9 protein-coding genes are annotated in these 11,739 nt (G+C 38.4%); 3 read left to right on the forward strand and 6 right to left on the reverse strand.

The window, feature by feature from the left end; genetic code table 11:
• Nucleotides 1-296: 296 nt before the first annotated feature.
• The 6 genes from dnaJ to HT736_RS08855 form a co-directional block, all read right to left on the reverse strand.
• Nucleotides 297-1,436, reverse strand: a complete 1,140-nt coding sequence (gene dnaJ, locus HT736_RS08830) for a molecular chaperone DnaJ (protein ID WP_014017330.1) — start codon at nucleotides 1,434-1,436, stop codon at nucleotides 297-299.
• A gap of 278 nt (nucleotides 1,437-1,714) precedes the next feature.
• On the reverse strand, nucleotides 1,715-2,116 hold the full coding sequence (locus tag HT736_RS08835) for a hypothetical protein (protein WP_054393183.1): 402 nt from the start codon (nucleotides 2,114-2,116) through the stop codon (nucleotides 1,715-1,717).
• Between the two features lies 1 nt (nucleotide 2,117).
• Nucleotides 2,118-3,941 carry a molecular chaperone DnaK gene (gene dnaK / locus HT736_RS08840; RefSeq protein ID WP_049493655.1) on the reverse strand — a complete coding sequence of 608 codons (1,824 nt, stop codon included), beginning with the start codon at nucleotides 3,939-3,941 and terminating at the stop codon, nucleotides 2,118-2,120.
• A gap of 366 nt (nucleotides 3,942-4,307) precedes the next feature.
• On the reverse strand, nucleotides 4,308-4,859 hold the full coding sequence (grpE, locus tag HT736_RS08845) for a nucleotide exchange factor GrpE (protein ID WP_275690548.1): 552 nt from the start codon (nucleotides 4,857-4,859) through the stop codon (nucleotides 4,308-4,310).
• Nucleotides 4,860-4,861: 2 nt separating this feature from the next.
• Nucleotides 4,862-5,896 carry a heat-inducible transcriptional repressor HrcA gene (gene hrcA, locus HT736_RS08850; RefSeq protein ID WP_000255739.1) on the reverse strand — a complete coding sequence of 345 codons (1,035 nt, stop codon included), beginning with the start codon at nucleotides 5,894-5,896 and terminating at the stop codon, nucleotides 4,862-4,864.
• Nucleotides 5,897-6,056: 160 nt separating this feature from the next.
• Entirely contained in the window at nucleotides 6,057-6,569 is a 513-nt protein-coding gene (locus HT736_RS08855) for a DUF2812 domain-containing protein (protein WP_138707748.1), read from the reverse strand.
• Between the two features lie 607 nt (nucleotides 6,570-7,176).
• Here HT736_RS08855 and HT736_RS08860 point away from each other — a divergent pair.
• The 3 genes from HT736_RS08860 to HT736_RS08870 all read left to right on the forward strand — a co-directional run.
• The gene (locus HT736_RS08860; protein WP_172930965.1) at nucleotides 7,177-9,510 is read left to right on the forward strand and encodes a DEAD/DEAH box helicase family protein; all 2,334 of its coding nucleotides are present in this window, start codon (nucleotides 7,177-7,179) and stop codon (nucleotides 9,508-9,510) included.
• A gap of 12 nt (nucleotides 9,511-9,522) precedes the next feature.
• Nucleotides 9,523-10,986, forward strand: a complete 1,464-nt coding sequence (locus tag HT736_RS08865; protein WP_016397115.1) for a class I SAM-dependent DNA methyltransferase — start codon at nucleotides 9,523-9,525, stop codon at nucleotides 10,984-10,986.
• Nucleotides 10,986-11,739: restriction endonuclease subunit S (locus HT736_RS08870; protein WP_172930966.1), on the forward strand; the 754-nt coding region annotated here is incomplete at its 3' end. The genes HT736_RS08865 and HT736_RS08870, both read left to right, overlap by 1 nt.

Below are 11,739 nucleotides of genomic sequence, written 5' to 3' on the forward strand. Positions count from 1 at the left end.
CACCTTGTAGAAACGTCGTGCCAATTCACGACATAAACAAGTAAAATGATATTCAATTTTAAATAGGCTTGAGCCAATGTTTTTATTTTACACTAAATAACTTTAGAAATCAAATATTTTGTTAGTGTTTTGGTTTGAAAAACGAACAAAATGAAGACAAATAGACAAATTTTCAATTGTAAGCTAACATTTATACTCAATGAAAATCAAAGAGCAAACTAGGAAGCTAGCCGCAGGCTGTACTTGAGTACGGCAAGGCAACGCTGACGTGGTTTGAATTTGATTTTCGAAGAGTATTATTCTCCTTCAAAGGCATCTTTAATATGGTCAAAGAAGCCCTTTTTCTTTGGATTGACTTTTAAATCACCAGCAGCTGCAAATTCTTTCAAGGCTGCTTTTTGACGATCGTTCAAGCCTGTTGGTGTTACGACATTAACGGTAACATATTGGTCACCAACTGCACCACCACGAAGACTCGGAGCTCCTTTGCCACGTAGGCGGAATTTCTTACCAGTCTGAGTTCCCTCTGGGACAACCAATTCAACATCACCGTGAACAGTTGGAATATCTACTGTGTCACCAAGAGCTGCTTGGACAAAGTTGAGGTTGAGATTGTAGAAGATAGTAGTTCCTTCACGTTCAAACTTATCGCTGGCTTCCACAGAAACAACCACGTACAAGTCACCATAAGGTCCACCGTTAAATCCAGCTTCACCTTGACCAGCTAGGCGAATTTGTTGACCAGTTTCCACACCAGCAGGAATTTTGACATGTACGCTATGATCTTGTTTTTCATGCCCTGTTCCGTGACATGTTGTACATGGATCTTTGATTTCTTTTCCGCGACCATGACAGACATCACAGGTTACTTGACGACGCATCATACCAAGCGGAGTCTGCGTATCGACGTTAATGACACCAGCACCATGACAGCGTCCACAAGTGACTGGACTGGTTCCTGGCTTAGCACCTGAGCCATTACATGTACGACAGCTTGCTTCACGGTTGTATTTAACTTCTTTTTCAGCTCCAAAAATAGCTTCTTCAAAGGTCAAGTTCACACGATACTGGAGGTCATCCCCTTGGCGAGGAGCATTTGGATTGCGTGAAGCACCGCCTCCGCCGAAGAAACTTGAGAAAATGTCCTCAAAACCACCGAAGCCACCTGCCCCATTGAAACCGCCAGCTCCACCACCGAAGCCTCCAAATCCACCATTGGCGCCTGCAGCACCATATTGGTCATAGGCAGCCCGTTTTTGGTCGTCACTCAAAGTCTCATAGGCTTCTTGAACTTCCTTGTACTTTTCCTCAGCACCAGGCTCCTTATTGATATCTGGGTGATATTTTTTCGAAAGCTTACGATAAGCCTTTTTGATCTCGTCTGCCGAAGCGTTTTTTGACACCCCCAGACGATCATAAAATTCAGTATTGTTCATACAAGATACCAAGACCGTAAAATTCGACTGAAAAATAGGAAATCTGACGCTGGAGCGATGCTCCTAGACAGATTTATCTTTTTTCCGAGAATTTAGGTCGGGTTCAATTCCTTTCTGTTATATTAAGTAAGAAATTTGGGAACCCGTGTTCAATTCCCTGAACACATTTGTTCCTTTCTTTCATATTGATGAGACAAAACCCAAACAAATGATATTCCGTCCCTTTTTATCGAAAAACAGAGGCTGGGTTGCAACCTCTGCAAATAAGTAAATTAACTTTATTTTGATTTTAAATATCCTATAAGTACAGAAATATTTATATATTTTTGTCTCTTCTTAGTATTTGCTATAAAATTCCAATAGATTAGAAGGAATACACCGACAACCCAAATCATGCCCATTATAAACGATATTATAAATTCTGGTTTTTGTATGGTTGCTGATACTAGTGCTGATACTAGCGCTGACAACAATACTGAAGTAACAAAATTCCTTACCGCTTCATCATTTTTGACACAATTCTCATGTTCAGCTAATATAATTTCTCTATATCTAGCCAAATATACTGCTGGAATATTATCTATAAAATCTTTTGCAGATTCATAACTATCAGCTTTATCACAAAAATCATTATAAAGTTTTCGTGTACTTTTTAGATACTCTTCTGTTAATACACTCATCTTATTTTTCCGTAAACTCTCCGTCTACGACGTCATCGCCTGCGTTTCCTGTTGCTTGTGCACCTTCTGCTCCTGCTTGAGCTTGTTGGGCTGCTGCTGCTTGTTCGTAGAGTTTAACAGCAAGTCCTTGAGCTTTTTCGTTCAATGCTTCAAGTTTTGCTTTCATGTCGTCCAAGTTGTTGTCTTCTTGCGCCTTCTTAAGGTCATCAAGGGCAGCTTGGGCAGCGTCGCGTTCTGCGTCGAAGCCTTTGCCTTCAGTTTCCTTGATAGTCTTTTCAGTCGCAAAGATTGCTTGGTCTACTTCGTTACGAAGGTCCACTTCTTCTTTACGTTTCTTATCTGCTTCAGCGTTTGCTTCTGCATCTTTCATCATGCGGTCGATTTCTTCGTCAGTCAAACCAGAGTTCGATTGGATCACAATTGTTTGTTCTTTTTGAGTTCCAAGGTCTTTGGCCTTAACAGATACGATACCGTTCTTGTCAATGTCAAATGTTACTTCGATTTGAGGAATTCCACGAGGTGCAGCTGGGATGTCTGTCAATTGGAAGCGTCCAAGAGTCTTGTTATCTGCTGCCATTGGTCGTTCACCTTGAAGAACGTGGATATCAACGGCTGGTTGGTTGTCTGCCGCAGTTGAGAAGACTTGTGATTTAGATGTTGGAATTGTTGTGTTACGGTCGATGAGTTTTGTGAAGACACCACCCATTGTTTCGATACCAAGTGACAATGGTGTTACATCAAGAAGGACAACGTCTTTGACATCACCAGTGATGACACCACCTTGGATAGCAGCGCCCATGGCAACTACTTCATCAGGGTTTACTGATTTGTTTGGTTCTTTACCAGTTTCAGCTTTAACAGCTTCTACAACGGCTGGGATACGAGTTGAACCACCAACAAGGATCACTTCGTCGATTTCTGACAAGCTCAAACCTGCATCTGAAAGGGCTTGACGAACTGGAACTTTTGTACGTTCTACAAGGTCACGAGTCAAATCGTCAAATTTCGCACGAGTCAAAGTCATTTCCAAGTGAAGAGGTCCAGCCTCGCCTGCAGTGATGAATGGTAAGCTGATTTGTGTTGAAGTTACACCAGAAAGGTCTTTCTTCGCTTTTTCAGCTGCATCTTTCAAACGTTGCATTGCCATCTTGTCAGTAGACAAGTCAATACCGTTTTCTTTCTTGAATTCTGCTACCAAGTAGTCAATGATTTTTTGGTCAAAGTCATCACCACCAAGTTTGTTGTCCCCTGCAGTTGACAATACGTCGAAGACACCGTCACCCAATTCAAGGATAGAAACGTCGAATGTACCACCACCAAGGTCAAATACCAAGATTTTTTCTTCTTTATCAGTCTTGTCCAAACCGTAAGCAAGGGCTGCTGCAGTTGGTTCGTTGACAATACGTTCTACTTCAAGACCAGCAATTTTACCAGCGTCTTTTGTTGCTTGACGTTGAGCGTCGTTGAAGTAAGCAGGAACTGTGATAACTGCTTTGGTTACTTTTTCACCAAGATAGTCTTCAGCGTATCCTTTCAAGTATTGAAGAATCATAGCTGAGATTTCTTGTGGAGTGTATTCTTTTCCATTAGCAGAAACTTTTTCAGAAGTTCCCATTTTAGATTTGATAGAGATAACTGTATCTGGGTTTGTAACTGCTTGACGTTTCGCAGCGTCACCAACAATGATTTCTCCGTTTTTGAATGAGACTACAGATGGAGTTGTGCGGTTTCCTTCTGGGTTTGCGATGATTTTGCTTTCAGTTCCTTCAAGAACTGCAACTGCTGAGTTTGTTGTACCTAAGTCAATACCGATAATTTTAGACATGTGTTTTTCTCCTTGTTAGTTAATTTTCTTTTTTTATATTTCCCTTAAGTGGTGGGGACGTGAGCAACTCCCTTCGGGATTTCATCACTTATTTTTGAGCCTATTGTCTCAAAAATCCCCTGTTTCAGTAGCAAAAGCTACTGAAACTTTTACCACGGCGGGAAATATCTTCCTTGCAAGCCTCCGGCTTGCCTCTTATCTTTCTTCATAGTTTATTGTCGTTTCGGACAAGTTTTCTATTATGTAAATTGCGACACGAGAAGTCGAAATCGATTTTATTTCGACGACGAGTTAATAAGGAGGCTAGGCAAACGCCATAGCGATTGCCGTTTTCTGACGAGTTGCTTTAGCTACCGTCAGAATTGCCTAGTTGTAAACAACTACCATGGCTGGGCGTAGGATGCGATCATAGAGTTTGTAGCCTTTTTGGAAAACTTGGGCGATGGTATCTGCCGGGTGTTCATCGTCTGCTGGGAGAGTTTGGATGGCCATATGGTAGTTATGGTCAAATTTACCGTCAGCTGCGATTTCTTTGATTCCTTCTTCTTTCAAAGCGTGAATCAAGCTTTCTTGCACCATCTCCAATCCTTTTTTGACATCGTCTGTCAATCCTTCAACCGCGAGTGCACGCTCAAGGTTATCCAAAGAAGGGAGAATCGCTTTTGCTAAGTCCTGGCTACGATAACGTTGCATGTTTTGACGCTCTTCATTAGCACGGCGTTGGATATTTTGCATTTCCGCATGAGCGCGAAGGTATTTGTTTTCGAACTCATCTGCACGTTCATTCGCCAAGTCCAACTCAGACTTCTCAGGAGTTGTTTCTTCAGCTGTTTCCACAACTTCCTCTTCTTGAACTTCTTCTACTTCTTCTTCATTTTTTATATCTTGGGCCATTTTCGCCTCCTTTAATGATTTCAATCTTAATGTACTTCGTAATGATTACTGCTGAGGTAGCGGTAAAAATCTGTCAACTTCATGGTCAAAACACGGTTGACCACATTGACTTGGTTGATTAGCTGTTGGTAATCCAGATTGACTGGACCGATAATGGCTAGAATTCCAACTCCCCGATAAGGAATGAGGAACTTGCTACTAATCACCGCTAGGTCTGCTAGACAGGACTCCTGACTGTCTGCAACACGGACGTTTTGCATCTGATCTTCACGCAACCCCTCACGAATCTCCAGAGCCACCTTTTGCGGTTGATCAAAGAACTGATAGACTGCTAGATTGGCAAAATTCAAGAGATTAACCTTGCCCGCCACCACAATGTTTTCGTTGAACATTTCCTTAAAGATATGTTCAAAGAGATCGATCACATTGTCCGTTGTTGTAAAGTAACGCTGGATAATCTGCGGAATCTCCGTCCGAATCTTGTAGTGAATATCTAAAACGGTGTGACCGAGGAAACGTTCCTGAATGATGCTCTTCAGTTTCAGCAAATCTTCCTGCAAGAAGTTCCTTGGAATCAGAAACTGACTGGTAACCGTTCGCGACTCGTCTAGGGTGAATACTGCCAAGGCTGTATGTTGCCCCAAAACAACGATATCAAAGGCTGTCAAACGTTGCCTGCTCGGCTCAACATCCAGTGCCACTACCGTACAGCCACTCAGGTCTGTCAGTAGATTAGCAGCTTCTTGCAGAATATCCTCCAGTTTGAAGAATTCCTGATCAAAGGCTTTGACAATCTCATATACCTCATTTTCAGCCAGTTGATCAAAATCCAGTGAGTGTTTTACATAGTACTGAAAACCAGCAATACTTGGCATCCGACCGCTTGAAGTATGAGCCTTTTCAAGCAAACCTTGCTTTTCTAGAGCCGCCATGTCATTACGAATGGTTGCACTGCTAGAGTTAATAGACTCTTGCAAGGCTTTGGATCCGACAGGTTCGTGCGTTTTGGTAAAGATGTCAATAATCAGATTTAAAATATCCTGCTGACGCTCTGTAACCACCTCATCACTCCTCTCTGTCTGACCAATTAGCACTCGATACATTCAAGTGCTAACTTATGATTCTATTATACACCCTTAGAAGAGAATGTCAAGATAAAAATTCAAAAAATTAGCACTCTTTTACCAAGAGTGCTAAAAATCAGTCTAAAGACCTAGAACCTTACTGTTTATCTACTCGATATTTCCTTTTTAGTCTGAAATAACCATAGATTAGATAAGAAATCATAAAGGCATATAGAGCAAAAATAACAAAGAAAGATTGCGACAGTTCTTCTCGAAACAAACTCATACAAACAACAAAACCTCCTAAGAAAGTAGCTGCACATGAACGAAGTCTATATCGCATAACTTCCCACCTGAGATTATTACTCATATAGACTTGATCCTCTGAAAGTATATCAGAAGCCGATTTACGAAGAATCGAACAAAAACCTGCTCCTATCAATTCCCAACCTCTATTTCTAAAATCTTGCAGTTCATGCTTATATTTTTTAAGAAATCTAGAATCATAGATACGGTAGATGACATCGTCTGGTTGACATTGGTCAAGATAGAACAAACCAAAACGACTAGTTCTATACCTCCAACCTTTCAAATGCATCTCATGTAAATATTCTTCTTTCTTGTCCAAATCAACAATGGTGAAAATCCGAAATTCTACTCTGCTATTCATTGTCTTACCCCAAAATTAGACAACATGCCTAGCGTTATTTATTAGATAATTCTTTCCACTTTTGACTCAATCTCCAAAAAATATAAGAAATCTGAATCGCAAAAACTATCAATAAAACCCAATCTATTATGAAAATCAAAAACACTTCCCAACTGAAAGAACTACCTCCAGTGACAAACTTTGAGAAAAACGGTAGTAGAGCTAAAAAGAGAAGCAAAATAGGAAGCATCCGCATTGTTAAAATCCTTTTGGCATAAAAAAATCTTTATTTAAACGAAAATATTATAGCAAAATTTACGCCAGTTTTTGAACGGCTGATGTAGATATTTTATACTTTCAAAATGTTTAAATGTGATTATTTATTTTTGAAAAATATCTCACCAGCCCGACTGAAAGTGCTTATAGAATGATAATAAGTCGCCTGCCGAAAACAGCGGAAAATAGCGGTGTTATGCGGAGATAATCTGACGCGATGCGAAAGTATATTGCATACTTATTTTCAACAATTTAGCAGAGTATTTTTATAAGTGTGATATAATAGAAGTATAATTTGTTCTGATAGTTTATTTTATGGAGAAGTAGATTTTTAGAATGCGGAGGGTTCAATATGGTTGAGTTTATAAAGTCTAAGAAAGAAATGAGTGAGGAGGATATTAAAGCAAATTTCATCACTCCTGCTATTGTAGCCAAAGGATGGAAAAATGGTGAGCATATCGCTTACGAAGAATACTTCACTGATGGTCGAATTGAGGTTAGAGGAGATAAGGCTCGTCGTAAAGAAGGAAAAAAATCAGACTATTCACTGTATTACCAATTTGGAACTCGAATTGCAATTGTTGAGGCAAAGGATAATAAACACAGCGTTCGAGCAGGATTACAACAAGCTATTGAATACGGAGAGATTTTAGATGTTCCATTTGTTTATTCTTCGAATGGTGATGGCTTTATTGAACACGACCGTATCACGAGAGAAGAACGTGAGCTGGAGTTAGACGAATTCCCTACTCGTGAAGAATTATTTTCTCGTATGACGAAGGAAAAAGGATTGACGTACGAAATTACAGAAGCTATCTCAACTCCATACTATACAGACGCCTTCTCAATGAAAACGCCACGCTATTATCAGCAAATAGCTATCAACCGTACTATTGAAACAGTTGCCAGAGGACAAAAACGAGTAATGTTTGTGATGGCAACAGGAACGGGGAAAACGTTCATGGCTTTTCAAATTATTCATCGCCTTCGAAAAGCTGGTTTGGCTAAACGAGTTTTATTCTTAGCAGATAGAAACATCTTAGTAGACCAAACGATGGCTGAAGACTTTAGACCATTCGAAAAGGTAATGACGAAAATTACACCAAAACTTTTGACTGCTCCTGAAAAATTAAATTCTTTTGAAATTTATCTAGGGCTTTATCAGCAACTAACTGGTGAAGATGGAACTGAGACACATTATCAAAAATTTGACAAAGACTTCTTTGATTTAATCGTAATTGATGAAGCGCACCGTGGTTCAGCTAAGGAAGACAGTAACTGGCGTAAGGTGATTGATTATTTCAGTTCTGCGACACAGATTGGGATGACCGCTACTCCTAAAGAAACCAAGAATGCTTCCAATACGGAATACTTTGGTGAGCCAATCTATACTTATAGTTTAAAACAGGGAATAGAGGATGGTTTTTTGGCTCCATATCGTGTTATGAGGGTTAATTTAGATGTGGATGTGGATGGTTATCGTCCAGAAACTGGAAAAGTTGATGCTAACGGACAATTAATAGAAGATAGGTACTACGGCAGGAAAGATTTTGACAAAACCATTGTCATTGATGATAGAACGCAAAGAGTTGCCAAGTTTGTTTCTGATTATATGAAGCAAAACAATGCACGATTTGATAAAACAATTGTTTTTTGTGTTGATATTGACCATGCCGAGCGAATGCGTGCTGCACTTGTAAAAGAGAATCTAGACTTAGTCCAAGAAGACTATCGTTATGTCATGCAAGTAACTGGTGACAACGCTGAAGGAAAAGCTCAACTGGATAACTTTATGGATGTCAATTCTAATTTTCCCGCTATTGTAACAACGTCTAAATTATTAACGACAGGAGTTAATGCTAAAACATGTCGTTTGATTGTTTTAGACTCTAATATCCAATCCATGACTGAATTTAAACAAATTATTGGTCGTGGCACACGTCTTTATCCTCAAAAGGGGAAAGAATTTTTTACGATTATTGATTTTCGAAATGTTACCAATTTGTTTGCTGACCCTGATTTTGATGGTGAACCAGTGAAGGTTCTGGAAACGGGCGCAAAAACAAACAATGGTACTACACCTGGTTTTGTAAACGAAGGTGGTGACCCAGTAGAAAAATATATCGTTACAGACAAGCAGGTTACCATTCTTAATTCTACTGTTCAAGTATTGGATGAAAACGGGAAACTGATTACCGAAAGCCTGACCGACTACACTCGGAAGAATATCTTAGGTAGCTACGCCACTTTGAACGATTTTATCACAGTTTGGCATACGGCGGATAAAAAGAAGCTTATCTTAGACGAACTTTATAAAAAAGGAGTTTATCTAGATGCTATTCGAGAGTCGGAGGGAATATCAGAACAAGAAATCGATGATTTTGATTTACTCCTAAAACTTGCCTATGGTCAAAAAGAATTAACCAAAACGGAACGTATCAATAAACTCAAACAAAGCGGATATTTATATAAATATAGTGAGGAAGCGCGTGCTGTTTTGGAAATTTTACTGGACAAATACATGGATAAAGGTATTGGAGAACTCGAAAGCATTGAAACATTAAAACTTCCAGAATTTCAGATATATGGTGGAACCTTCAAAATCATCAATACTTATTTTGGAGATAAAAAACGATATTTACAAGCAATTAAAGAATTGGAGAAAGAGCTATTTACAGTAGCTTAATGAAAGGAAAGTATGTCAATTACATCATTTGTAAAAAGAATTCAAGATATCACTCGAAACGATGCTGGTGTTAATGGTGATGCTCAACGTATTGAGCAAATGTCTTGGTTATTATTCTTAAAAATTTATGATAGCCGTGAAATGGTTTGGGAATTAGAAGAAGACGAGTATGAGTCAATTATCCCAGAGGAATTAAAATGGCGGAATTGGGCTCATGCTCAAAATGGAGAGCGGGTATTGACAGGCGATGAATTACTTGATTTTGTCAATAACAAGTTATTCAAAGAGTTGAAAGAGCTTGAAATAACTTCAAATATGCCTATTCGAAAAACGATTGTTAAATCAGCTTTTGAAGATGCGAACAACTATATGAAAAATGGCGTCTTGTTACGCCAAGTCATCAATGTTATTGATGAAGTTGATTTCAATAGCCCTGAAGATCGTCATTCGTTTAATGATATTTACGAAAAAATTCTTAAAGATATTCAAAATGCTGGAAATTCAGGAGAATTTTATACGCCACGTGCAGCGACTGATTTTATTGCCGAAGTTCTTAACCCAAAACTTGGAGAATCAATGGCAGACCTTGCTTGCGGAACAGGAGGCTTCTTGACTTCGACTCTGAACCGTTTAAGTAGTCAACGTAAAACTAGTGAAGATACCAAAAAATATAATACAGCTGTTTTTGGTATTGAAAAGAAAGCATTTCCTCATCTTTTAGCAGTTACAAATCTGTTTCTTCACGAAATTGATGACCCTAAAATTGTTCATGGAAATACTTTGGAGAAAAATGTTCGTGAATATACGGATGATGAAAAATTTGACATTATTATGATGAATCCACCTTTTGGAGGGTCAGAATTAGAAACAATAAAAAATAACTTTCCAGCAGAATTACGGAGTTCTGAAACAGCTGATTTATTTATGGCTGTCATTATGTATCGTTTGAAAGAAAATGGTCGTGTTGGAGTTATTTTACCTGATGGTTTTCTATTTGGTGAAGGTGTAAAAACTCGCTTGAAACAAAAACTGGTAGATGAGTTCAACTTGCATACGATTATTAGGTTGCCTCATAGTGTCTTTGCACCGTATACAGGAATCCATACGAACATTCTTTTCTTTGATAAAACAAAGAAAACAGAAGAAACTTGGTTTTATCGTTTAGATATGCCAGATGGTTATAAAAATTTCTCGAAAACTAAGCCGATGAAGTCAGAACACTTCAATCCTGTTCGTGACTGGTGGGAAAATCGTGAAGAGATTCTGGAAGGTAAGTTCTACAAATCTAAATCATTTACACCTAGTGAATTGGCTGAGTTGAATTATAATTTAGACCAGTGTGGCTTTCCAAAAGAGGAAGAGGAAATCTTAAATCCCTTTGAGTTGATTCAGAATTATCAAGCGGAAAGAGCAACTTTAAATCATAAGATTGATAATGTATTAGCTGATATTTTGCAGTTGTTGGAGGACAAATAATGACACCAGAACAACTTAAAGCAAGTATTCTCCAAAGAGCGATGGAAGGGAAATTAGTGCCGCAAAATCCCAATGACGAACCTGCAAGTGAATTATTAAAGAGAATTAAAGCTGAAAAAGAAAAACTTATCAGTGAAGGAAAAATCAAACGAGATAAAAAGGAAACTGAGATATTTCGTGGTGATGATGGGAAACATTATGGGAAGTTTGCTGATGGAAGTATAAAAGAGTTTAAACATAATATACCTAAAGGATGGGCCATAGTTTATTTACCAGACATTTGTGCATTAGAGGACGGCTCAATAAAAAGAGGTCCTTTTGGTAGTTCTATAACAAAGTCAATGTTTGTTCCGAAAGGAGAACATACATATAAGGTTTATGAACAAGGTAATGCTATAAGAAAAACTATAGATTATGGAGACTATTGGTTAAAAGAGAGTGATTATATACGTTTAAAAAATTTTTCAATAAAAGCAGGAGATATTTTAATATCTTGTGCAGGTACTATTGGAGAAATCTTTCAAATACCTTCAAATTATTATAATGGAGTTATAAATCAAGCATTATTAAAACTTACGTTAAACTCAGATATAATAGATTCACAGTATTTTAAATGGATGTTTACGAGTTTGATTAATACACTAAAAGAGCATTCTATAGGTTCAGCGATAAAAAATTTAGCTTCAATAAAATTTTTAAAATATGAAGTTCCTATGTTATTGCCTCCACTATCCGAACAACAACGCATAATAG

The sequence above is a fragment of the Streptococcus sp. 339 genome (assembly GCF_013277285.1).
Taxonomy (GTDB): Bacteria; Bacillota; Bacilli; order Lactobacillales; family Streptococcaceae; genus Streptococcus; species Streptococcus pseudopneumoniae.

Bases quoted from the DNA above. Each gene is read 5' to 3' on its own strand.
- dnaJ (WP_014017330.1), bottom strand. From the start codon at position 1,436: ATGAACAATACTGAATTTTATGATCGTCTGGGGGTGTCAAAAAACGCT.
- HT736_RS08835 (WP_054393183.1), bottom strand. From the start codon at position 2,116: ATGAGTGTATTAACAGAAGAGTATCTAAAAAGTACACGAAAACTTTAT.
- dnaK (WP_049493655.1), bottom strand. From the start codon at position 3,941: ATGTCTAAAATTATCGGTATTGACTTAGGTACAACAAACTCAGCAGTT.
- HT736_RS08855 (WP_138707748.1), bottom strand. From the start codon at position 6,569: ATGAATAGCAGAGTAGAATTTCGGATTTTCACCATTGTTGATTTGGAC.
- HT736_RS08860 (WP_172930965.1), top strand. From the start codon at position 7,177: ATGGTTGAGTTTATAAAGTCTAAGAAAGAAATGAGTGAGGAGGATATT.
- HT736_RS08865 (WP_016397115.1), top strand. From the start codon at position 9,523: ATGTCAATTACATCATTTGTAAAAAGAATTCAAGATATCACTCGAAAC.